General features: G+C 67.2%; 18 protein-coding genes. 7 read left to right on the top strand and 11 right to left on the bottom strand.

All coding sequences use genetic code 11. The features are described 5' to 3' along the window. Positions 1 to 40 precede the first annotated feature (40 nt). Together ACI1US_RS02795 and ACI1US_RS02790 are read left to right on the top strand one after the other, a co-directional pair. Positions 41 to 745, top strand: a complete 705-nt coding sequence (locus tag ACI1US_RS02795) for an ABC transporter ATP-binding protein (protein ID WP_461637996.1) — start codon at positions 41 to 43, stop codon at positions 743 to 745. Continuing rightward, positions 742 to 1,341, top strand: coding sequence for a nucleoside/nucleotide kinase family protein (locus ACI1US_RS02790; RefSeq protein WP_461637990.1), 600 nt, complete (start codon positions 742 to 744; stop codon positions 1,339 to 1,341). The genes ACI1US_RS02795 and ACI1US_RS02790 overlap by 4 nt, the downstream gene beginning before the upstream one ends. Before the next feature lie 47 nt (positions 1,342 to 1,388). On the opposite strand, the gene ACI1US_RS02785 is transcribed toward ACI1US_RS02790, so the two are convergent. Further along, on the bottom strand, positions 1,389 to 2,231 hold the full coding sequence (locus ACI1US_RS02785; RefSeq protein ID WP_461637988.1) for an SDR family NAD(P)-dependent oxidoreductase: 843 nt from the start codon (positions 2,229 to 2,231) through the stop codon (positions 1,389 to 1,391). Between the two features lie 65 nt (positions 2,232 to 2,296). Here ACI1US_RS02785 and purN point away from each other — a divergent pair, with 65 nt between their 5' ends. The 3 genes from purN to ACI1US_RS02770 all read left to right on the top strand — a co-directional run bounded on the left by purN (position 2,297) and on the right by ACI1US_RS02770 (position 5,081). Then, positions 2,297 to 2,896 carry a phosphoribosylglycinamide formyltransferase gene (gene purN, locus ACI1US_RS02780; protein ID WP_461637986.1) on the top strand — a complete coding sequence of 200 codons (600 nt, stop codon included), beginning with the start codon at positions 2,297 to 2,299 and terminating at the stop codon, positions 2,894 to 2,896. 97 nt (positions 2,897 to 2,993) lie between these two features. Beyond that, positions 2,994 to 4,658 carry a bifunctional phosphoribosylaminoimidazolecarboxamide formyltransferase/IMP cyclohydrolase gene (gene purH, locus ACI1US_RS02775; RefSeq protein ID WP_461637984.1) on the top strand — a complete coding sequence of 555 codons (1,665 nt, stop codon included), beginning with the start codon at positions 2,994 to 2,996 and terminating at the stop codon, positions 4,656 to 4,658. A 72-nt stretch (positions 4,659 to 4,730) separates the two neighbouring features. Then, the gene (locus tag ACI1US_RS02770; RefSeq protein ID WP_461637982.1) at positions 4,731 to 5,081 is read left to right on the top strand and encodes a hypothetical protein; all 351 of its coding nucleotides are present in this window, start codon (positions 4,731 to 4,733) and stop codon (positions 5,079 to 5,081) included. Between the two features lie 96 nt (positions 5,082 to 5,177). Here the strand turns inward: ACI1US_RS02770 and ACI1US_RS02765 are convergent, their stop codons facing one another. The 6 genes from ACI1US_RS02765 to ACI1US_RS02740 all read right to left on the bottom strand — a co-directional run bounded on the left by ACI1US_RS02765 (position 5,178) and on the right by ACI1US_RS02740 (position 13,852). Then, a complete protein-coding gene (locus tag ACI1US_RS02765) occupies positions 5,178 to 5,588 on the bottom strand; it encodes an META domain-containing protein (protein ID WP_461637980.1) in 411 nt (136 codons plus the stop codon). A gap of 28 nt (positions 5,589 to 5,616) precedes the next feature. Further along, entirely contained in the window at positions 5,617 to 6,333 is a 717-nt protein-coding gene (locus ACI1US_RS02760) for a hypothetical protein (protein WP_461637978.1), read from the bottom strand. Between the two features lie 50 nt (positions 6,334 to 6,383). Further along, positions 6,384 to 6,770 (bottom strand): PadR family transcriptional regulator, encoded by a 387-nt coding sequence (locus ACI1US_RS02755; protein ID WP_461637976.1) that lies wholly within the window; start codon positions 6,768 to 6,770, stop codon positions 6,384 to 6,386. A gap of 668 nt (positions 6,771 to 7,438) precedes the next feature. Next, positions 7,439 to 8,962 carry an aldehyde dehydrogenase (NADP(+)) gene (locus ACI1US_RS02750; protein ID WP_416550201.1) on the bottom strand — a complete coding sequence of 508 codons (1,524 nt, stop codon included), beginning with the start codon at positions 8,960 to 8,962 and terminating at the stop codon, positions 7,439 to 7,441. Positions 8,963 to 9,088: 126 nt separating this feature from the next. Continuing rightward, positions 9,089 to 10,111 (bottom strand): agmatine deiminase family protein, encoded by a 1,023-nt coding sequence (locus ACI1US_RS02745; protein ID WP_416550199.1) that lies wholly within the window; start codon positions 10,109 to 10,111, stop codon positions 9,089 to 9,091. A gap of 18 nt (positions 10,112 to 10,129) precedes the next feature. Then, a complete protein-coding gene (locus tag ACI1US_RS02740; protein WP_416550197.1) occupies positions 10,130 to 13,852 on the bottom strand; it encodes a multifunctional oxoglutarate decarboxylase/oxoglutarate dehydrogenase thiamine pyrophosphate-binding subunit/dihydrolipoyllysine-residue succinyltransferase subunit in 3,723 nt (1,240 codons plus the stop codon). 242 nt (positions 13,853 to 14,094) lie between these two features. Here ACI1US_RS02740 and ACI1US_RS02735 point away from each other — a divergent pair, with 242 nt between their 5' ends. Next, the gene (locus ACI1US_RS02735; protein WP_416550195.1) at positions 14,095 to 15,438 is read left to right on the top strand and encodes a hemolysin family protein; all 1,344 of its coding nucleotides are present in this window, start codon (positions 14,095 to 14,097) and stop codon (positions 15,436 to 15,438) included. After that, positions 15,435 to 16,484 carry a hemolysin family protein gene (locus ACI1US_RS02730; protein ID WP_416550193.1) on the top strand — a complete coding sequence of 350 codons (1,050 nt, stop codon included), beginning with the start codon at positions 15,435 to 15,437 and terminating at the stop codon, positions 16,482 to 16,484. The genes ACI1US_RS02735 and ACI1US_RS02730 overlap by 4 nt, the downstream gene beginning before the upstream one ends. A 483-nt stretch (positions 16,485 to 16,967) precedes the next feature. On the opposite strand, the gene ACI1US_RS02725 is transcribed toward ACI1US_RS02730, so the two are convergent. From ACI1US_RS02725 to ACI1US_RS02710, 4 genes are all read right to left on the bottom strand, one after another. Further along, the gene (locus ACI1US_RS02725; RefSeq protein WP_461637972.1) at positions 16,968 to 18,632 is read right to left on the bottom strand and encodes an ABC transporter permease; all 1,665 of its coding nucleotides are present in this window, start codon (positions 18,630 to 18,632) and stop codon (positions 16,968 to 16,970) included. Further along, positions 18,629 to 19,321, bottom strand: coding sequence for an ABC transporter ATP-binding protein (locus tag ACI1US_RS02720; RefSeq protein ID WP_461637994.1), 693 nt, complete (start codon positions 19,319 to 19,321; stop codon positions 18,629 to 18,631). Before ACI1US_RS02720 ends, ACI1US_RS02725 begins: the two co-directional genes overlap by 4 nt. Positions 19,322 to 19,437: 116 nt before the next feature. Continuing rightward, complete coding sequence (locus ACI1US_RS02715) at positions 19,438 to 21,015, bottom strand: efflux RND transporter periplasmic adaptor subunit (protein WP_461637970.1); 1,578 nt, start codon at positions 21,013 to 21,015, stop codon at positions 19,438 to 19,440. A 3-nt stretch (positions 21,016 to 21,018) separates the two neighbouring features. Next, on the bottom strand, positions 21,019 to 22,065 hold the full coding sequence (locus tag ACI1US_RS02710; protein ID WP_461637968.1) for a hypothetical protein: 1,047 nt from the start codon (positions 22,063 to 22,065) through the stop codon (positions 21,019 to 21,021). Between the last annotated feature and the right edge of the window lie 25 nt (positions 22,066 to 22,090).

The following is a 22,090-nucleotide window of genomic DNA, read 5'->3' as shown; positions in this document are numbered from 1 at the left end:
GCTGGCGCGTTGACGGCGGAGTAGGAGGAAGCTGGTGACGATGACACAGCGCACGCAACCCGGGGTGGATCGCGGAGACGGAGCCCCCACGGCGGCCCCGGGCGGGCTCACCGTGACCGATGTGAGCGTCGCCTACCGGCGCGACGAACTCGTCGTGCGCGGGGCGAGCTTCGGCGTGCCCCGCGGCGATGTCGTCGCGCTCCTCGGGCCATCGGGATGCGGCAAGTCGACGCTGCTGCGCGCGATCGCCGGGCTCGAACCGCTCGCTGGTGGATCGGTGAGCTGGGACGGCCTCGACCTCACCCGAGTCCCGCCGCACAAGCGCGAGTTCGGGCTCGTCTTCCAGGACGGGCAGCTGTTCTCGCACCGCTCCGTCGCCGAGAACATTGCGTACGGCCTGCGGGTGCAGCGCCGGGCCCGCGCCGAACGCGAGGCGCGCGTGACCGAGCTCCTCGACCTCGTCGGGCTCTCTGGCTACGAGGCCCGCGCCGTGACCGAGCTTTCTGGCGGGCAGCGGCAGCGCGTCGCTCTTGCGCGCGCCCTCGCTCCGAGCCCGCGGCTGCTGCTGCTCGACGAGCCGCTGTCAGCGCTCGACCGCGAGCTGCGCGACCGCCTCGCGTTGGATCTCGCCGAACTGCTGCGGGCGACCGACACGACCGCGATCCTCGTCACCCACGACGAAAGCGAAGCCGGAACGATTGCGAACCGGGTGCTGCGGATGCGCGACGGGAAGATCGACGCGTGAGCGGGGGAGCCGCCTCGAGTCCGACGTCGCAGCTGGCCGCACGGCTGGCCGAGCGGGTGCAGGCGCGATCCTCGAGCCGCGGCGGCTGGCCGGCCGTCATCTTCATCGACGGGCGATCGGGATCGGGCAAGACGACCCTCGCCGAAGCCCTCGCGGCCTGCCTCACCGACGCGGGCTGCACGCCGCCACGCGTCATCGGCATGGACGAGCTGTACCCGGGCTGGGACGGGCTCGCTGTGGGCAGCGCCTCGGTCGCCGGGTTACTGCGGAGCGGCGGCTACCGGCGTTACGACTGGCACGCAGGGGGCTTCGGGTCGACGCTCACGCTCGATCCCGGAACCCCGCTCATCGTCGAGGGCTGCGGCTCGGTGAGCGCGGACGCGCTTGTCGCCGCCGCGCAACTGGGGGAGCGCTACTCCGTCTGGATCGAAAGCCCCGAACCCCTCCGCAAGGCACGGGCGCTCGCCCGCGACGGCGACACATTCGCCCCGCACTGGGATGCGTGGGCGCAGCAAGAACGCGAGCACTTTGCGCGCGCGCAGCCGCTTGCCCGCGTCGACGAGATGGTGCACGTCGGGCGCAAACCGCCGCGCTGAGTGTGACCTGCGTCGGTCGCTCGGCTGCGGTTGCTGCCGACACCGAGCTAGTGCACCGAGAACCCGCCGTCGACCGCGATGGCCTGGCCCGTGACATACGCTGAGGCGGGGCCCGCGAGGAAGACCGCTGCCCCCGCGAAGTCCTCAGGCGTGCCATTGCGCCCGACGAGAGTGCGCGCGGCGAGCGCCGCGACCGTCGCGGGGTCCGAGCTGAGCCGACGATTGAGCGGCGTCTGCACGAAGCCCGGAATGAGCGCGTTCGCGGTCACGCCGAACGGGGACCATGCCTCCGCCTGCGAGCGCGCGAGCGCCTCTACGGCAGCCTTCGAGACGCCGTAGGCGCCGCTCGCCGCGAACGGGCGTTGCGCCTGCTGTGAGCTGATGTGAATGAGCCTGCCGTAGCCGCGCTCCGCCATCGCAGGGGCAAGCCGCTGGCCGAGCACAAACGGTGCTTCGAGGTTGACCGCCATAGTGGCATCCCACTCGTTCTCCGTGAGCTCGCCAAACGGCGGCCGAATATTGATGCCGGCTGAGTTCACCACGATGTCAACGTGACCGAGCGCAAGCACGGCGTCGGCGAGCGCGTGCGCGCCGGCCCGTGTCGCAAGGTCTGCGGACACCCCGAAAGCGGAGCCCGTTGGCTCAGGGAGGCCCTCGGGAACGCTGCCGCTGGCAGGGCGACCTGCGCCAGCCTCGCCAAGCCCGGCGTCGCTTCGCTCAGCGTTGATTTCTCCGACCGCGGTCGCGATCGCCGACTCGGTGCGCGCCGCAATAATCACGCGTGCGCCAGCGGAGGCAAGCGCCCCGGCGATCGCCCGACCGATGCCCGATGACCCACCTGTGACGAGCGCGGTGCGGCCGGAAAGCCCGAAGAGCTGCTGAATTGCCATGCCCGCAGCCTACCGCCGTGCGCCCTGCGGCGGAGGGGCTCATGGGGAGCCGGTAGACTGTATGGGTGTTGAAACTCGCGGTCCTTATCTCCGGTGGCGGCAGTAACCTCAAAGCCCTCATAGAGGCGACGAAGGAACCCGATTTCCCCGCCCAGATCGTCTGCGTCGGAGCCGACACCGACGCCTCGGGCCTCGCGCACGCGGCAGCGGCGCAGATCCCGAGCTTCATCGTGCGCCCCGCGGACTTCGTGAGCCGCGCTGACTGGGGCGAGGCGCTCGCCGCAGCGATCCGGGAGCACGAGGTCGACCTGGTTGTGAGCGCGGGGCTCATGCGGATCCTCCCGGCGGGCTTCGTCGGCGAGTTCTCGCCTCGGCTCATCAACACCCACCCGGCGCTGCTGCCGCTGTTTCCCGGGGCTCACGCTGTTCGCGACGCCCTCGCGGCCGGTGCGACCGAGACCGGCGTCACCGTCCACATCATCGACGAGGGTGTCGACACCGGGCCGGTGCTGCGCCAGGCAGTCGTTGACGTGCGTGACGGCGAGTCTGAGGACGAGCTCCACGAGCGCATCAAGCAGGAAGAACGGCCGCTCCTCATCGCCACCGTCCGCGCGATCGCCGACGGATCCCTCGACCTCGCGGCCGTCGCAGCCGCGCACCACTAGAACCTCCGGCAGCATCCGCGGCCGGCACCACGAACACGCAGACCCCACACCTCACACCCAGCACTTCATCCACACCGAGCACACCCCAAGGAGCCTCATGGCAGTCCAGAGCCACGATCCGAGCATGTACGAGCACCGAGACCTCATCGAGGTGAAGCGCGCACTCATCTCCGTGAGCGACAAGACCGGGCTGCTCGAGCTCGCCGAAGCACTCGCGGGCGCGGGCGTCGAGATCGTATCGACCGGCTCGACCGCTTCGACGATCCGCGACGCAGGCCACCAGGTGACCGACGTCGCCGAGGTCACCGGTTTCGCCGAAGCCCTCGACGGCCGCGTGAAGACCCTGCACCCCGCAGTGCACTCGGGGCTGCTCGCAGACCTGCGTCTCGCCGACCACCGCGCACAGCTCGCTGAGCTCGGCTACGCGCCATTCGAGCTCGTCGTCGTCAACCTCTACCCGTTCGAGCAGACCGTCGCCGCGGGCAAGCCCGCAGCCGACATCGTCGAGAACGTCGACATCGGCGGCCCCGCCATGGTACGCGCGACCGCGAAGAACCACGCGAACGCCGCGATCGTCGTCTCGCCCGGCCGCTACGACGAGGTCATCGCCGCGGTCCAGTCGGGCGGCACCACGCTCCAGATGCGCCGCATGCTCGCGACCGACGCCTTTGTCCACACCGCGCAGTACGACGGCGCTGTGGCGAACTGGTTCCTCGATCAGCAGGACGCCGGCTGGGTGGAGAACACCGACGGCCCCGCCGAGCCTTTCGAGGACACCGAGGAGATCGACAGCATCTTTGCGACCAGCGAGGGCTACGTCGGATACGAGGTCTTCGGACTGCGCGAGTCGGTGCTGCGCTACGGCGAGAACAGCCACCAGCGTGCCGCGCTCTTCAGCGAGAACGAGGGCGTCGGCATCGCGCAGGCGAAGCAGCTGCACGGCAAGGAAATGTCGTACAACAACTACGTCGACGCCGATGCTGCGCTGCGTGCGGCATTCGACCACGAGCGCCCGGCCGTCGCCATCATCAAGCACGCGAACCCGTGTGGCGTCGCGGTGGCTCCCGAGGGCGCAGCTGACCCGATCGCGGCCGCGCACGAGCTCGCGCACGCCTGCGACCCGGTTTCTGCGTTCGGCGGGGTGATCGCCGCGAACCGCGTCGTCACCGAGGCCATGGCGAAGACTGTCTCAGAGATCTTCACCGAGGTCATCATCGCGCCGGGCTTCGAGCCCGCGGCGCTCGCGATCCTCGCGCAGAAGAAGAACGTGCGTCTGCTCGTGCTGCCCGAGGGCTACGCGCAGAACCCCGTCGAGCTCAAGCAGGTCTCCGGCGGCTTCCTCATCCAGGATGCGGATCGCCACTTCGCTCCCGCAGCCGAGTGGACCCTCGCCGCGGGTGAGGCCGCTGACGCAGCGACGCTCGCCGAGCTCGAGTTCGCCTGGCGTGCGAGCCGCGCGGTGAAGTCGAACGGCATCCTGCTCACCCAGGGCGGTGCCTCGGTCGGCGTCGGCATGGGCCAGGTCAACCGGGTCGACTCGTGCCGCCTCGCGGTGTCGCGCGCGGGCGATCGCGCCACGGGCGCAGTTGCCGCCTCAGACGCGTTCTTCCCGTTCGCCGACGGCCTCCAGGTGCTGCTCGACGCAGGCGTGCGCGCAGTCGTGCAGCCCGGTGGGTCGGTGCGCGACGAGGAGGTCATCGCCGCAGCTGAGGCCGCAGGCGTGACCATGTACTTCACGGGCGAGCGCCACTTCTTCCACTAGGATCGCCCCAACACGTTCCGGCCTGGTGCCGGCCACCCAAATCGAATCACTAACTGAAGGGGGAACAGTCTCATGGAAATCGTAAGAAACATCCTGCTGATCCTGCACATCATTAGCTTCGCGGGCGTCGCAGGTGCGACCATCGCACAGCTGCCGAAGGTGAAGGAGGGCGTCGCGAAGATCTCCGGCGGAATCCTGCACAGCTCGTGGCTCATGCTCGCGACCGGCCTCGGCCTCGTCGGCATGATGTACGCCCGCGACCTTGAGCCCGACAACATGAAGATCGGCGTGAAGACGCTCGTGCTCGTCGCGATCATCGTCGTCGCACTCGTGAACAAGAAGAAGACGAGCGTCTCGGGCGGCGTCCTCGGCGCGATCCTCGGCCTCTCCGTGCTGAACGTGGTGCTCGCGGTCGCTTGGTAACCGCGCGCTGACCGGCAAATAGGCCGCTCGGCTCACACGCAGAAGGGCGGGTGTGGATCAAAGATCCACACCCGCCCTTTCGCTGTTCTTCGTGCGCTACTTCGGCGCGGTGAACTCGGTCTTCTGGAGCGAGCCGAGCTCCTTGCCGTCTTCGTCGCTGAACGTGATCTTGTCGCCCTCTGCGACGGCGGTGGTGGCGCCGGTGAGCCAGGTGTCGACGCCCTCGCAGAACATCATTGTCGAGGCGAGCGGGCCGAACGTGACGGTGCCCTTCTCCTCGGTCCACTTGCCGTTGACAATGTTGCAGCCGTCGGAACCGTGCGCTGCGCCGTCGGCGGTGAACGTCATGGACGGCTCACCGCGGGTGTCGAGCTTGCCCCAGCTGGTGTCTGAGACAGAAGGCGATCCCGAACATGCGGTGAGGAGCAGCGCGGCCGCGCCGAGGAGTGCTGCCGCGGCAATGCTGCGGGTCTTGAGGCTACGTGGAGCGGTGCGAGAGATCATCATAGGCTCAGCGTAACCTATCTACTTCCGATCAAGGCAGGGAGTTTTCTGAGGGTGCTGCGGGTGCTTGGCGACCGCGCAGCCGAAGGAACAGCCACAGCGCGGACAGGGGCGCGAAGACAAAAACCCCCAGAACCATCGTCGACCAGAGGCCGTCAAACACTGATGGGAGGAGCGGGTTTTCCGTGAACCCCTCCCCGGCGGGATCGTGAAAGGCAGCCCCAGAAAAGCCCGCCGCGGAGGCCCCCGACTCGCCGCCCTGCAGCGCGCCGATGACGACATAAGTGAGCAACACCAACGCCATCATTGCTGGGGCCGCCAAGATGCCTATGAGCTTTTCCTTTGTGCGCCATAGTTTGCTCGTGCCAACCAGGGCAGCACCGATGAACCAGCCGACGAACGGCAATATGATGCCGCCGATCCCGAGCATGATCACCGCTGCGATCGCATAGCCCCGCGTGGCAGTGAGCGGTTGGGGGCTGGCAGCGGGTGCGGGCGCGGCCTGCGCGCCAAAGGGGTCAGCCGGAAGCGTCTGCTCGGCGGCGTCAAGGGCAGCCTGAGCGACGGTGTCGGGTGGTCCGAGGAGTGCGATGTGCCGCGCGAGCTCGTCGTCGTCCAAGCCGCTGAGCTGAGCGGTGATCTCTGCGGTGAGATCACGCGCCAGACCGTGCGGGAGGTGCTGCACCGCCGCGTCGAGATTCTCGAGGTACTCGGTGAGCGCCGGTGCCGGGGGAGTGTGCTCTTGCATGTTCGCTCATTTCTTGAAGACGGAGGTGAGTCGGGTCCGGCGGGAACGAATCATCGCTGGCCCCGCTCGATGATCTCGCTCACGTTCGCAGTGAAGGGCCCCCACTGGGCTCGGAAGCTCTCAAGGTGCTGTTCTCCCAGCGGCGTGAGTCGGTAGTACTTGCGAGTCGGGCCGCCGCTCGGTGGAGACAGAGGTGAGGTGCCCGCGGCTGTGTGTGCGTCAGTGGCAGTAGCGTGCAGTTGCTCGAACGCGACAATGAGTTCGCGGTCGCGCAGCCTGCCGAGGAGGGGGTACAGCGTGCCGATGCTCGCGATGAGCCCGCGTTCGGTGAGGGCCGAGGCGAGTTGCCAGCCGTACATGGGCTCAGTTGCGAGGAGGCCCAGGACGCAGTACTCGACGACGCCCCTGCGGAGCTGGGTGGTGACGTCATCTAGCATGTGACACAAGCTGCCCTGCGGTGCAAGCTAGTGTCAATGGTGCCGCGCCGATCACTTGCCCAGGTAGGTCCCGGTCTCGCCTCGGCCGTTCCGCGCAAGCACCCCCTTCCTGCAAGAGCACCCGCTTTCCACGCGTAGAAATCGGGTGCTCTTGCAGGAAGGGGGTGCTCTGGCGGGCGGCAGCGATGCCTCGACCAGGGATCGACGGCGGGAGCCCCGGAGCATGTGACACCCGCGCCCGCCTGCATGAAGGGCAAGGGCGCGAAGCGCCCGCGGCAGCCCGAGACGCTGACACCGCGCTTCGCGCTGTACTGAACGCGGAGGCCCGGGCCGAAGTGCGGCCGGCAGCTGTCGCGGCCGACAGCTCCCGCGGCCGGAAGCCAGCTTGCGGCTGGAAGAATGAGCGCCGCGGTCTCCCGCTCCGTCACGGAACGCCGACGGCACCCGTCTCATGAACTGTGAACCCCGGTGTTATCCATTCCGCCCCGTTTTTGGCCAGCGCACGAGTCGGTTTGAATTAATAGGGTCGGAGAGGATGGTGGGAAGGGAGTCAAGCGGGGTGCTGGGCATATGCCGGCCCTGCGCCGCACCGACGCAGAAGCGGCCCACCCCGCAAAGGGGTGGGCCGCCTGTGGTGAAGCGTGATCAGCGCAGACTAGCAGCGCAGACTAGCCGCGGTACTGGCTGCCCCAGTCGCCCGACTGGCCCGCGGGTGAGATCGCCTGCGGCACGCCGAGCGGGTTGTCGTCGCGCAGCGCCTCGGGGAGGAACGCTGCGGGGACATTCTGGAACGCGACCGGGCGCAGGAAGCGCTTGATCGCCGAGGTGCCGACCGAGGTGCTCGCGTCGTTGCTCGTTGCGGGCCACGGGCCGCCGTGCTGCTGCGCGGGGGTGACGGCGACGCCGGTCGACCAGCCGTTGAAGAGCACGCGGCCGACCTGCTTGCTGAGGGCAGCGACGAGTGCACGGAGCTCGCCCGCGTTCGCGGTCGTGCCGGTTGCTTCGTCAGCGCCGATGTGGATCGTGCCCGAGAGGTTGCCCTCGTAGAACTCGGGCATGAGGGCTGCGAGGTCGGTGCCCTCGGGGGTCTCGACGAGGATCGTCAGGGGGCCGAAGGCCTCCTCGACGAGTGAGGTGTGGCCGGCGCGGAAGTCCGCGAGCGAGACGCTCACGATGGTCGGCGACGCCCAGCCCTGGCCGGCGTCGTCGAAGCGCACGCCGCCGGGGATGACCGCGGTGACGCCTGCGGTGCCGAGGATCGCGTCGCGGCGCTCGTTGAAGCTCTGCGCGATGCGGGGGTCGAGCAGGCGGTGCTCAGGGAGTTCGCCTGCGGCGGCAGCAATCGCCTCGGGGAGGGCGGAGCCCGCGGGGACGAAGATGAAGCCGGGCTTCGTGCAGAGCTGGCCCGCCGAACCTGCGACGCTCGTGACCAGGCCCGATGCGATGTCGGACGCGCGCTCAGCGATCGCGTCGGCGGTGATGAACACCGGGTTCACCGAGCCGAGCTCGCCGTAGAACGGGATCGGGGTGGGGCGCGCCGCTGCGATGTCGGTGAGCAGGCGGCCGACGCCGATCGAGCCGGTGAACGAGCCAGCCTTGATCCGCGGATCCTTGAGCACCGAGACGCCAGCCTCGCGGCCGTGGATGAGGTTGAAGACACCCTCCGGTGCGCCGACCGAAGCGAGGGCCTCGCGCGCGACCTCTGCGGTTGCGTCCGAGAGCTCGGGGTGGCCCGAGTGCGCCTTCACGATGACGGGGCAGCCGGCGGCGAGGATCGCCGCGGTGTCGCCGCCGAGCACGGAGAAAGCGAACGGGAAGTTCGACGCCGAGAAGTTGATGACCGGGCCGAGCGGGATGTGCGTGCGGCGAATGTCAGGGCGCGGGCCGAGCACGAACTCTGCGTCTGCGTAATCGATGCGCGCGTCGAGGTACGAGCCGTCCATGACGGTCTCCGAGAACAGGCGCAGCTGCACGGCGGTGCGGGTGACCTCGCCGTGCAGGCGGGCCTCGGTGAGGCCGGTCTCGCGCATCGCGATCTCGACGAGGCGCGGCTTCGCTGCCTCGAGTGCATCGCCGAGGGCGACGAGCACGCGTGCGCGCTCGGCCGGGGTGAGTGCTGCGTATGCGGGAGCGGCGGCGGCTGCGCCGGCGACCACTGATTCGAGCTCGGGGGTGAGAGTGCTCTCGGTCATCTATCGTTCCTTTGCGTGGTGGTGGATCGCGGCGCTCGCTTCGCTGCGCGCCAATCAATCATCATGTGACATTGTACAGGGTTGGGGTGGGCGCGCACCCGGGAGAACGCCGGGCACCGCCGTGGGCTACAGCGCCGGCTGCTGCTGCGTGATGCAGTGGATGCCGCCGCCGCGCGCGAACAGCGGGCGGGCGTCGATCCCGATCACCTCGCGGCCAGGGTAGGCCTCGCGAAGCACACCGAGCGCGCGGTCATCCGCAGGGTCGTCGAACGCACAGGCGAGCACGCCGCCGTTCACGACCAGGTGGTTGATGTAGCTGTAGTCGACGAAGCCCTCGTCGTCGCGAAGAGTTTCGGGGGCAGGGAGATCCACAATCTCGAACTGGTCCGAATGATCGTCGCGGTAGCGCTCGACGACCTCGCGGTTCGCACGCGCGATCTCGTGATCGGGGTGGGAGAGCGCATCCTGCCGGTGCATGAGCAGCACGTCGGGCGTCGTGAACGCAGCAAGAATGTCTGCGTGGCCGCGCGTGCCAAACGTGTCGTGATCGCGGGTGAGCCCGCGCGGCAGCCAGATCGCCCGGTCGGTACCGATCGTGCGTGCGAGCTCGCGCTCGACCTGCTGCTTCGTCCAGCCGGGGTTGCGGCCCGGATCAAGCTGCACGGTCTCCGTGAGCACGACGCGGCCCGTGCCGTCGACCTGGATCCCGCCGCCCTCGTTCGTCATCTCCGAGTCGACGAGTGTCGCACCAGCGGCCTCGGCGATGATCCGGCCGATGTGCTCGTCCTTGTCCCACTCGGCCCAATCCTGGCCGCCCCAGCCGTTGAACTTGAAGTTCACCGCGCCCAGGGTGCCATCGTCACCGATGACAAAACTCGGCCCGATGTCACGCATCCAGGCGTCGTTGAGGGGAGCGACGAGGCGATCGATCTGGCCCGAAAGGTATCGGGCGGCGATCGCCTCGTCGCCGGGGTTCACGACCACGGTGACGGCTTCGAACTCGCTCGCGGCGTTGGCGACAGCGGCCCACGTCGTGCGGGCGCTCTCGACCTCAGCCTCGGTATCGCCGAGCGTGTAGCCAGCGGTCGGCCACGCAAGCCAGATCCGCTCCTGCGGCTGGCCCTCGAGCGGCATACGCCAAGTGGTCATTCGTGATCCCTTTCAGGTTTACTCGAAGCTGAGCGCTTCTGCGATGAGCGCCTCTTGCTCGATTGCGTGCACCTTCGCCGACCCCGTGGACGGAGCCGCGGAGGCCGCGCGCGAAACCACACGAATGCGGTCGTTCGCGAGGTGCTTCGCGAGCACGAGCGAGATGAAGGGCCAAGCGCCCTGGTTCTCCGGCTCGTCCTGCACCCACACGAGCTCTGCGTTCGGGTAGGTCGCGATGATGCGAGTGAGGTCGATGACGGGCATCGGGTAGTACTGCTCGACGCGAACGACCGCAACGCGCGGGTCGGGGTTCTTCGCAAGCGAACCCTCAAGGTCGTAGTAGACCTTGCCCGAGGTGAGTACGACGCGCTGCACCGCGTTCCGGTCGACAACGTTGGGGTCGTCGATCACGGGCCGGAAGCTGCCGGTCGTGAAGTCCTCGACGTTCGAGGTCGCGCCGCGCAGGCGCAGCATCGACTTCGGAGTGAACACGACGAGCGGCTTGCGCGGGCGAGCGTACGCCTGACGGCGCAGCAGGTGGAAGTAGTTCGCGGGCGTCGACGGGCGAGCCACGATCATGTTGTCTTCCGCGCACAGCTGCAGGAACCGCTCGATACGGCCCGACGAGTGGTCGGGGCCCTGGCCCTCGTAACCGTGGGGGAGCAGCATGACGAGCGAGGCCTGCTGGCCCCACTTCTGCTCCGCGGCTGCGATGTACTCGTCGATCACGGCCTGAGCCGTGTTCACGAAGTCACCGAACTGCGCCTCCCAAAGCACGAGTGCGTCTTCGCGCTGCAGCGAGTAGCCGTACTCGAAGGCGAGTGCCGCGTACTCACTGAGCAGCGAGTCATAGATCCAGAACCGAGCCTGATCCTCAGAGAGGTTCAGCAGCGGCAGCCATTCCTGGCCATTCGCGCGGTCGTGGAAGACCGCGTGTCGCTGCGTGAACGTGCCGCGGCGCGCATCCTGACCCGCGAAGCGCACCGGGGTGCCCTCCATGAGCAGCGAGCCGAGCGCGAGCAGCTCGCCGAAGCCCCAGTCGATCTCGCCCGAACGGCTCATGTCGACGCGCTTCGCGAGCAGCTGCTGCAGCTTGCGATGCACCGTGAAGCCCTCGGGGACGTTGCCGTGCGCGTCACCGATGCGGTGGATGACCTCGGTCGGAACCGCGGTGTCAATGACGACGTCGTCGATCTGGTCGGGCTCGCCGCGCTCGGCGATTCCCGACTGATCGATCACGGGGATCGAACCGGTCTGCGCTGCGTGGGTCTCCATGAACGCCTGCTCGAGGCGGCTCTGGAAGTCCTGCTTCGCGGTCTCGTACTGCTCCTGGGTGATGTCACCACGGCCGACGAGGCCCTCGGAGTACAGGCGACGGGTCGAGCGCTTCGCCTCGATGAGGTCGGTCATCAGCGGCTGCGTCATCGACGGGTCGTCGCCCTCATTGTGACCGCGGCGGCGGTAGCAGATGAGATCGACGATGACGTCCTTGTGGAACTTCTGCCGGAACTCGTACGCGAGCTGCGCGACTCGCACGACCGACTCGGGGTCGTCACCGTTCACGTGGAAGATCGGTGCCTGCACCACCTTGCCGACGTCGGTCGAGTAGACGCCGGTGCGCGAGTCCATCGGCAGCGTCGTGAAGCCCACCTGGTTGTTGATGATGATGTGCACGGTGCCGCCGGTGCGGTAGCCGCGCAGCTGCGACATCTGCAGCGTCTCGTAGACAACACCCTGGCCGGCCATCGCGGCGTCGCCGTGGATGAGGATCGGGAGCGTCGTGAACGAGCCGATCGGCTTGAGATCCTGCTTCGCGCGCACAATGCCCTCGAGCACGCCGTTGACGGTCTCCAGGTGCGACGGGTTCGCTGCGAGGTGGATCGGCACCTGCGTACCGTTCGGCGCGGTGAACACGCCGGAGGTACCGAGGTGGTACTTCACGTCGCCCGAGCCGGTCTTCTGCGCGGTTCCCTCGAACTCGCGGAAGATCTGACCGTAGGTCTTACCAGCGATGTTCGAGAGCACGTTCAGGCGACCACGGTGCGCCATGCCGATGTCGACAGAGTCGACGCCGTCTTCGGCAGCATCGATAAGCATCGCGTCGAGCAGCGGAATGACAGACTCGCCGCCCTCCAAGCTGAAGCGCTTCTGACCGACGTACTTGGTCTGCAGGAAGGTCTCAAAGGCTTCCGCCTCGTTGAGCTTCTCGAGAATTCGCACCTGCTCCTCGGAGCTGGGCTTCGCGTACGGCACCTCAAGCTGGTTGCGCAGCCAGATCCGCTCCTCGGGATCCTGGATGTGCATGTACTCGACGCCGATCTTGCGGCAGTAAGTATCGCGGAGCACGCCGAGAATGTCGCGGAGCTTCATCGCGGGCTTGCCGCCGATGCCGCCGGTCACGAACTCGCGGTCGAGATCCCAGAACGTGAGGCCGTGGTTTTCGATCTCGAGGTCGGGGTGCGTGCGCTGCACGTACTCGAGCGGATCGACGTCTGCCATGAGGTGGCCACGCACGCGGAACGCGTTGATGAGCTCCTGCACGCGGGCGGTCTTGCCGATCGCACCCGACACGTCGACGTGGATATCCTGCGCCCACTGAATCGGCTTGTACGGGATGCGGAGCGCTGCGAAGACCTCTTCGTAGAAGTTGTGTCCGCCTGCGAGACGCTCGTGCACGTCCTTGAGGAACTCGCCCGAGCCGGCACCCTGGATGACGCGGTGGTCATAGGTGCTGGTGAGCGTGATCGTCTTCGAGATGCCCAGGTTCGCGAGGACCTCCTCGGAGGCGCCCTGGAACTCTGCGGGGTACTCGAGCGCGCCGGCACCGATGATCGAGCCCTGGCCGTTCATCAAGCGCGGCACCGAGTGCACCGTGCCGATGCCGCCCGGGTTCGTGAGCGAGAGCGTCGTGCCCTGGAAATCGTTCGCGGTGAGCTTGTTGGTGCGCGACCGCTTCACGAGATCTTCGTACGCTGCGAGGTACTCGTTGAAGTCGAGGGTCTCCGCGTACTTGATCGACGGGACCATGAGGGAGCGCGTGCCGTCGGCCTTCTGCACGTCGACCGCGATCCCGAGCCCGATGTGCGCGGGTGCGACAACGCCGGGCTTACCATCAACCTCGGTGTAGGCGACGTTCTGCGCGGGGTGCGCCTTCAGCGCCTGGATGAGTGCCCAGCCGATGAGGTGAGTGAACGACACCTTGCCGCCACGGCTGCGACGCAGGTGGCTGTTGATGACGATGCGGTTGTCGATGAGGAGCTTCGCCGGGATCGTGCGCACGCTTGTCGCGGTCGGCACGGTGAGGCTCGCGTCCATGTTCTTCGAGAGCGTGCGCGCCATGCCCTTGAAGACGGTGACCTGATCCTGCGCGGTGTCGTCCCCGGCCGCGGCTGCCGCGGCAGCGGGCTTGCGGGGCGCGTCAGCCGGGATCGGGGCCGTGCGAGGAGCCACGTTCGTCGTCCGGGCTGGCTGCGTTGCGGGCCCCGTACTCGGGGCGGCGTGCGCTGCCTGTGCAGCCGGCGGCGGTGGCGGCGGTGCCGATGTCGCGGTTGCGGCAGGGGCTGCCTGTGTGGAAACTGCTGTCTGTGATGCTGCGTAGGCCTCGAGAGTCGGCCACCAGGCCGGATCTACCGAGTTCTTGTCGACGATGTACTGTTTGTACATTTCATCGACAAGCCAAGCGTTCGCACCAAAATCTTCTGCGGAACCGTCCTGTGAGGTGGTTTCCGAGCGCTCTGACAAAGCGACTTCCTCTCCCGTGAGTGATGTTGTCTCGTGCAAGAAATGCCGCTGTATCCGGCGGCGCGACCCGGGATAACGGTTCGCCATCGCACACTGTATAAGCCTACGCCTTTCCTAGACCGAAGTTGGCATTCTCGCTGATAAAGTGGAGCAATCATGGAAGCAGACCCCCGAAGACCCGCAGACCCTCCGAGTATTTGCCGCGCAATTGCGCGGTTCTTCGTCTGTAAAGCAGTTCTCAAATGAGCGACTGGATGCAACTCGCTCTCGGCGTACTCCTCACAATTGGCACCGGCGTGTTCGTCGCGGCAGAGTTTTCGCTCGTCGCGCTTGACCGGCAAGACCTTGAGCGGCGACGCGGCGGCGGTGAGCGCGGCCTCGACGGCGTCATCCGCGGCCTCTCACACACCTCGACCCACCTCTCGAGCGCGCAGCTGGGGATCACGCTCACCACACTCCTCGCCGGTTACCTGTTGGAGCCGGTCATTAGTGGCGCGATCGCGGGGCCCCTACAAGCGATCGGCCTGCCCGCAGACCTCCAACGAGTCATCAGCGTGCCGCTTGCTGTTGCGGTCGCGACGATCTTCTCGATGATCGTCGGCGAGCTCGTGCCCAAGAACTTCGCCATCTCGAAGCCGCTCGCCACAGCCAAAGTGGTGATGCCGCTGCAGGCCGGGTTCACGGCGGTGTTCCGCCCCGCGGTGAAGATGCTGAACGGCAGCGCGAACGGGATCCTCCGCTGGATCGGCATCGAACCGAAAGAGGAGCTCTCTGGTGCGCGCTCGGCGCAGGAGCTCTCTTCCCTCGTGCGGCACTCCGCGAGCGCGGGACTGCTCGAGGCCGACACGGCGACGCTGCTCGACCGCACCCTCCACTTCGCCGAGCTCACCGCGGCAGACGTTATGACGCCACGGCTGAAGATGGAGAGCATCCAGCGGCTCGAATCGGCGCAGGCCGTGCTCGAATTGTCCGGGCGCACGGGTTTCTCGCGCTTCCCCGTCATCGATGAGGATCGCGACGACGTCGTCGGCGTCGTGCACGTGAAGCAGGCTGTGTCGGTGCCGCGCCCGAAGCGCGCCGACGTTCCCGCGGCCGCGCTTGCTGAGGAATCGCTTCGAGTTCCCGAGACCCTGCGTGTTGACCAACTGCTCGAGCAGCTGCGCGCCTCCGGGTACCAGCTCGCCATCGTCGTCGACGAGTACGGCGGGACCTCGGGCCTCGTCACCCTGGAAGATCTCGTCGAGGAAATTATCGGCGAGGTGTCAGACGAACACGATCGCACCGCGGCCGGCGTCGTCGGCACCGCGAACGAGATGACGTTCCCGGCAGACCTTCGCCCTGACGAGCTGCGCGAGCAGACCGGCATCGAGGTGCCCGAGGCAGACGACTACGACACCGTCGCGGGCTACGTGCTGCTCGAACTCGGGCGCATCCCCGAGGCTGGCGACGAGGTCCTGCTGCCAGACGGGGCGACGCTGCGCGTGGAGCGCATGGAGGGCCGCCGCATCTCGCGGCTGCGGTTCTTCGCGGCCCCGGAGGCCGACCGCGAAGTCGACGAAGACGCAGGAGAGGAGACCCGATCATGAGTAACTGGCTAGGAATTGTTTGGCTGGTGCTGCTGCTCGGGGCCAACGCGTTCTTCGTTGCCGCCGAGTTCGCGGTGATCTCCGCCCGGCGCTCGCAGATCGAGCCGCGGGCTGAGGCTGGCTCCAAGCGTGCAAAGACCGCGCTGTTCGCTATGGAACATGCGACCCTGATGCTCGCGACCTGTCAGCTCGGCATCACCGTGTGCTCGCTCGTGATCCTCAACGTATCGGAGCCGGCGATCCACCACCTGCTCGCCGGCCCGCTCCAGTGGACCGGCATGAGCGTCGAGGTGGCGAGCATCACCGCGTTCGCGCTCACGCTGCTCATCGTCACCTACCTGCACGTCGTGTTCGGCGAGATGGTGCCGAAGAACGCTGCGTTCACGCTGCCCGACCGTGCCGTGCTGCTGCTCGCGCCGCCGCTCGTCGCGATCTCGCGGCTGCTGCGCCCAATCATCACCGCGCTCAACGCGATCGCGAACGGCGTGCTGCGCATGTTCAAGGTCGAGCCAAAGTCCGAGACCACGAGTACGTTCACGCTTGAGGAGGTCGCGAGTATCGTCGACCACTCACGCCGCGAGGGAGTCCTTGAGGATCGGAGCGGTGCGCTCACGGCGGCCTTCGAGTTCACGTCAAAGCGCGCGGGCGATGTGCTCGTGCCCGTCGACCGGCTGGTGACGCTGCCGCCGGGCGCGACGCCCGCCGACGTCGAGGCCGCGGTCGCGCGTCACGGGTTCTCGCGGTACCCGATCGTTGACGCTGCGGGAGCGCTGGTGGGGTACGCCCACATCAAGGACCTCGTGCGGATCGGGGAGCGCTGGATCGACGAGCCGATCCCGCCGAAGCGCGTGCGCGAGATGGTGACGATGCGAGTCGACTCTGAGCTTGAGGACGTGCTGTCGCATATGCAGCGGCGCGGGATCCACATGGCGCGCATCGTTGACGCGGCGGGGACCGAGCTCGGCGCCGTCTTCCTCGAAGACGTGATCGAGGAGCTCGTCGGTGAGGTCCAGGACGCGACCCGCCGCCAGCGCTACGAGGGCTAGCGTCCCAGCCCTGCGCTTCACCCCCACCCACCCCTCACCCCCACTCTCCCTCCCCGTTTAATCTGTTCTGAGCCTTGCACGGCCTGTGCGAGGCTCAGAACCGATTACACGGGGCAGAATGGGTGAGTTTTGGCGCGGGTGGGAACGGCGCGGGAGGCACCGGGAGAGGCCCGGGAGCGGTCCTCCGGGGCGACCGGCGAGCGGCCGGCGAGTGGCCCGGTGCGCTCGGACGCGAGCGCGTGTGCGGGGGAGCGGCGGGTTGCCGCGGCTGCTTCGCAGCCTTGCCGTGAGGTGGGTGGCGAACTGCGCGCGAGCCTGCGGAGGCCTGCGGCTCTAGCTCGCGCTGGCCTGCGCTGGCCTGCGGCGGCACTGGCTCGCGCGGGATGTTGCTGCGAGTCGGGAATCCTGCATGCCCCGATTCATTGATTCTGACCCTTTCCCGCACTGGGAAAGGGTCAGAATCGATCAATCGGGGGTGGGAGGTTAGGCGTCGCGGAGCGCGTCGACCGGCTCGATGCGTGCCGCCTTGATCGCGGGGTAGCTGCCGGCTGCGAGTCCGACGAGCGCTCCCACGGCGATGCCCAGCGGGGCCGCCCAGGGGGCTATCACCGGGGTCCACTGTTGCACCAGACAGACCCCGATCAGGGCAAAGAGCCCAACCACGACCCCCATCAGGCCTCCGAGTACTCCTGTGGTGACGGACTCAATCATGAACTGTCTCGCGATATCTCGGGTGCGTGCGCCGAGCGCTCTACGAAGCCCGATCTCGCCCCTGCGCTCGCTCACCGACATCAGCGTCACGCTCGCGATACCGATGCCTCCGCCAATAAGCGCCACGATACCGATTGCGAGGAACAGCACGTTGACGTCAGCCTCGACGCCCTCACGGAGCGCATTCGCGCTAGACGGGGCGGCCACCTTGAACCCCTCGGGGTCGTTCGGATCGAGCGCGATCGGCGCCTGCCTGGCAACGACGTCGCCCGCGCCAACCGCGATTCTGATGTCGAGGCTTGCGGGAACGTTGAGACCGAGCTCGCCGCGCGCGGTGTTCACCGGGACAATCACGGAGTCGAGTAACATGTTGCGTGTGCCGACCTTGTCGAGGATTCCGATCACCGTGTAGGCGCGGTCCTCGATGAAGATCGCGGGCTGCCCGGTCACCCGATTCACGCCCAGTCGCTCGGCAGCCTTCTTTCCGAGCACCACCACGCGGTCGCCGCGCTCATCATGCCCAGCATCGAAGAACCTGCCAACGTCAATGCGACCAGCAACGGTCTCCAAGAGTTCGGGCGAGGCTGCAACGACGGTTGGCGGGGCCTGCGCCGCAGCCGAGGGATCGTTCACCTGTACCGCGTCGACCTTCGTGACGCTTTCGACCTTCGCAAACAGCGCTGCGTGCTCGACGCCAGCGAGGTCGCGGACCCGCTCAACGGAGTCCCACGGGATCCGGCTCGTCGCGCGCTCCTTGCCGCCAGCAGCCTTCGCCTTGGCAGGCTCGATCGTGACGCGGGTCGCAGCAAGCGCGTCAAACTGCTGGGCGATCTGGCCCCCAGCGGTCTGCGCGAAGCCGATGGTGGCGACGAGTGAGGCGATACCGAGCACGGTCCCGGCGAGCGTGATGAGTAGTCGCGACGGCCGCGCGCCCACGCCCTCGAGAGCCTCGCGGAACATATCGCGCCACGAGATCACCGCAGACTTCGGCTGTGCGGCTGGCCGCTGAGCTCGAGGCTTCCGCGAGAAGAGGGCCCTGAGCCTGCCCGGCTTGGCTGGCTTGTCTGAGTTGGCTGGCTTGTCTGGGTTGGCCGACTCGTCTGGAGTGGCCGGCTCGTTCGGCTCGCCCTGCTCTGCGCGCTGAGACTTCCTGGAGCGCTTGGGCCGTTTGTCACGCTTCGCGCGCTTCGCGGGCTCCGGGGGAGAAGTCGCAAGCACCGCGTCCTCGGCTGCAGCGGCCGCTGCTGAGGCAGCGGGATCTACCGAAACCGCTGCGTCTGCCGAAACCGCTGCGTCTGCCGAAACCGCTGCGTCTGCCGAACCCGCGGCGTCGAGCGACGAGTCACTAACGATCGCAGGATCGTTCGCTGTCGAAGCTTCGTTCTCCGACTCGCCGCGACGCCGGTTACGACGCCGGTTACCTGGATCTTGAGTCATGTGAGCACCGTGAGCTCTCCGTCGTTGATGCGCACGCGGCGGCCGGCTGCCTCAGCAACTGCCTCGTCGTGGGTGATCATCACGATCGTCAGGCCGTCGCTGGAGAGCTCGTCGAAGAGCCGCATGATCGACTTCGAGTTCGCCCGGTCGAGGTTACCCGTTGGCTCGTCCGCGAGGAGAAGCCGCGGAGAGGTGCAGACCGCGCGCGCGATCGCGACGCGCTGGCGCTCGCCGCCCGACAGCGTGTTGGGGGTCGAATCGATGCGGTGCGAGAGGCCCACGCGCTCGAGGGATCGCCGCGCGAGCGGCTCACGCTCCTCCCGGCTCAGGCCCGCGTAAATGCCAGCGAGCATGACGTTCTCGAGCACCGTACGTGTCGGCATGAGGTGGAACGACTGGAACACGAAGCCGATCGCGCGCGACCGGAGCCCCGCGCGCTGGTCCTCGGTGAGTCCGGCAACATCGATGCCCTCGAAGAGGAATGTGCCGGTGCTTGGCCGGTCGAGGAGCCCGAGCGTGTTCAACATCGTCGATTTACCCGAGCCGGAGGGCCCGATGATCGCGAGGTAGTCGCCACGGGAGATCGTGAGATCCACGCCGCGCAGCGCGTTGACGGGAGGCGGCCCGGGGAAGAACCTCGTGACTCCGGTGAGCTCGGCAATGGGGCCCTGGAAATCTGGGTCGCCAATGTCGAACTTGGCGCCCGGTACGCTATCAGCGGCCACCTCACCAGTGTCGCCGGAACCGTCGAGGTCTGCCTCGTCGGCGGCGAGCTGCTCGTCTTGGAACAGCTCCTCGACGCTGCTCACCTGCCGACCACGACCTTCGCACCCGCGGTGACGCGGTCGTCGTCGCTCGTGATCTCGACGAAGCCGTCCGCGGCGAGGCCAGCCTCAACTGCAATGGTCTCGGTCTCGGCGTTGTGGCCGTCGCGGATGTCGATGAGAAGCTCGACCCGGTCTTCGCCACCGCTGCCGGCGGAGAGTGCCGCGATCGGGACCGTGAGCACCTCGCCGTCGGTGGAGGCGACCGGAATCTTCATGCGGACGTTGCTGCCGCGGAGCGCGTCGATCTGCTCGTTCGTGAGCTCGCCCGGCTCGAGTGCCACCGTGTAGCGGCCAGAATCACCGGAATCGCCGCTTGAGCCCTGCTCGCCTTCGCCGCCGCCGCTGTCCTTCTTCGGGGAGGTGATGCTCTTCACGGTTGCTGTGAGAGCCGTCCCGTCGGGGCTTGCGAACTCGGCGACCAGACCCTCGGAGAGGAGGTCGGCGTCTTGCTTGGAGACGGTGCCCGTGATCGAGAGGGTCGCCCCCGATACGCTCATTGGCGAACCGGAGAGCACGTCGCCGCGCTTCACGGAGACTTCGTCCACTCGGCGGGGAAGCCCGGAGAGGAACAGTGCTTCGCCAGACGGAAGCGTCGGAAGGACAGCTGCCTGCGCCTCGCCCAACGACTCCTGTGCGTCACTCAGGCTCTCCCATGCGGAGGTGAGCGCTGCCTGCTCGCCCGCGGTGTTTGGGGCCTCGGCGGCCCTGGCCTCATCGAGTGCAGCCTGCGCCTGCGCGACACTGACGTTCGCATCGCGGACTGCGCGTTCGGCTGAGCGTAGCTGCTGGCTAGCGTCTTCGCCGCCAGTGGGTGCCGTGTATCCGAGCTGTTCGTAGAGCGAACCGAGGCCGGCTGCGGTGTCCCAATCGAACGTGTCGGTGTTGAGGTCGCCACTCGCGTAGCCCAGGCTCGCGAGCGCCTGCTTGAGCTGCGAGACGTCTGGGCCGCGCATGCCGATGCTCAGGCTGCGGTAGGCGGGAAGTTCTCCCGGGAGCACGATCACCGGTCGCCCGGCGACCTCAAGCGCGACGTTGCCCGCGTTGAAGACGGTGCCGACGGCGGGAACCTGCCCGGTGATGACTGCCTTGGCTTCGCCGCCTGCGGCGTCAATTGTCACGGCGACGGCGTCGGCGTAGCCGACCTCGCCGCGGAGCACGACGGTGTTCTCGATGACGCGGCTCTCGATCGGGGCCGTGACGGGACCTGGCTCTGGTGCCTCCGAACGCGCGGCGAGTGTCGCCGGAGACACGATGAACTGCATCACCAGAATGCCGAGGAGCAGCGAAGCCACGGCGACGGCAGCGATGAGGGCGACGAGTCGCCTACCGGTCCACGGAGCGCGAGGCTTCTTCTTCGTCTTGTCCGCGGGGCTGCCGGGGGAGCTGCCGTGTTCCGCGGAGGGTCCAGCAGCGTCGACCTTTGCGTCGTCGTTTGCGGTGTCGGCCCCCGACGCGGATGCTTGGTCGAGCACCTCGGTATCGGGTGCGTCTGCCGTGGTCTCGGTGCCCGCGCTCAGCGAGGCGTCACCCGACTGGCGACGCCGCTTGAATGCCACGGGTTACTTCTCTTCTGACTTGGAGTCAGACTTCACCGAGTACTTGGCAAGCATCGCGTCGAGCTTCGCCTTGTTCTCATCAACGAACTTCTGCTCGATGTCGATCATGAACTTCGACGACTTGTCGTTGTAGTCGAACTTGTCCTTGCACTCGAAATCTGCGACAGCAGTTTCGATCTCGAGCTTCTTCAGCTTGTCCTGTTCGTCCTTGCTGGGCTCTTTGTAGTCTTCGCCCTCGGCGAGTTCGGTGTTCCAGCCGAACAGCTCTTGCTGTGCCTCGTAGATTGAGTTTGCCCCATCCGCAGGAGTCTTGAAGTCTGGGTAGCCGGAGTCTGCCATGCACGATGCCCAGTCGCTGTTGAGCTTCTGCATCTCGTCGCTGCTTTCCATCTCCATGTAGACGTTTTGCATGTCTTCGAAGAGCTCAGCGAACTCTGGGTCTTCCATGGCTTCCTGGTAGTTGTCCGTAGACGACCGGACCTTGTCGTTTGCGGTGCCGTAGCAGCCCTGTTCGGAGGGGTCCGGCATGTAGGGCTCGCCCGAGGCTTCGATCTCGGCCCACTCTTCTTCGGTGGGCTGGACGCCGTAGAGCGCCTCGTCCCAGGCCATACGCTCGGACTCGCTGAGTGACTCGTAGTAGTCGCCGTTCGGGTCGACGTACTCCTCCGGCTCTTCCTGCTCGGCCTGCTCGTTCCACGGGTTCGTCATGGCACCGTAGCCGTACTGCTCAGCAAATTCCTTGCTGTTGAAGTCGATCTCGTCGTCGTCGAACGACACGAATCCGCCACTGGTCTGCACGTTGGGCTTGTATTCGAAGCCCTCGTCCTGCATGCAGACAGCTACGAGATCCTCGATCTCGCGATCCTGCTCCGCGTACTTCTCTTCCGAGAACTCGCTGTCATCCCACATCGCCGACATGTACTTCTGCAGCGGGCCCTCTTCCAGCTCCTTGCCCGAGCCGGGCTTCGAAGAGCAGCCGGCGAGTGTGAGTGCAAGTGCCGCAGCGATCGCAGTGACTGGAAGGAGCGCTTTGGGGGCTCTGCGGAGCATGGATGAACCTCATTCATGTGGGGCG

Origin of the sequence: Leucobacter sp. BZR 635, assembly GCF_048061935.2 — a bacterium.
GTDB lineage: Bacteria > Actinomycetota > Actinomycetes > Actinomycetales > Microbacteriaceae > Leucobacter.
This window is presented reverse-complemented; position numbering and strand designations above follow the sequence as displayed.

Coding starts and splice junctions, on each gene's coding strand:
- ACI1US_RS02725 (WP_461637972.1), bottom strand. CDS start 18,632: ATGACTCAAGATCCAGGTAACCGGCGTCGTAACCGGCGTCGCGGCGAG.
- ACI1US_RS02785 (WP_461637988.1), bottom strand. CDS start 2,231: ATGGCAATTCAGCAGCTCTTCGGGCTTTCCGGCCGCACCGCGCTCGTC.
- ACI1US_RS02760 (WP_461637978.1), bottom strand. CDS start 6,333: ATGCAAGAGCACACTCCCCCGGCACCGGCGCTCACCGAGTACCTCGAG.
- ACI1US_RS02795 (WP_461637996.1), top strand. CDS start 41: ATGACACAGCGCACGCAACCCGGGGTGGATCGCGGAGACGGAGCCCCC.
- ACI1US_RS02770 (WP_461637982.1), top strand. CDS start 4,731: ATGGAAATCGTAAGAAACATCCTGCTGATCCTGCACATCATTAGCTTC.
- purH (WP_461637984.1), top strand. CDS start 2,994: ATGGCAGTCCAGAGCCACGATCCGAGCATGTACGAGCACCGAGACCTC.
- ACI1US_RS02730 (WP_416550193.1), top strand. CDS start 15,435: ATGAGTAACTGGCTAGGAATTGTTTGGCTGGTGCTGCTGCTCGGGGCC.
- ACI1US_RS02735 (WP_416550195.1), top strand. CDS start 14,095: ATGAGCGACTGGATGCAACTCGCTCTCGGCGTACTCCTCACAATTGGC.
- ACI1US_RS02750 (WP_416550201.1), bottom strand. CDS start 8,962: ATGACCGAGAGCACTCTCACCCCCGAGCTCGAATCAGTGGTCGCCGGC.
- ACI1US_RS02710 (WP_461637968.1), bottom strand. CDS start 22,065: ATGCTCCGCAGAGCCCCCAAAGCGCTCCTTCCAGTCACTGCGATCGCT.
- ACI1US_RS02755 (WP_461637976.1), bottom strand. CDS start 6,770: ATGCTAGATGACGTCACCACCCAGCTCCGCAGGGGCGTCGTCGAGTAC.
- ACI1US_RS02745 (WP_416550199.1), bottom strand. CDS start 10,111: ATGACCACTTGGCGTATGCCGCTCGAGGGCCAGCCGCAGGAGCGGATC.
- ACI1US_RS02765 (WP_461637980.1), bottom strand. CDS start 5,588: ATGATGATCTCTCGCACCGCTCCACGTAGCCTCAAGACCCGCAGCATT.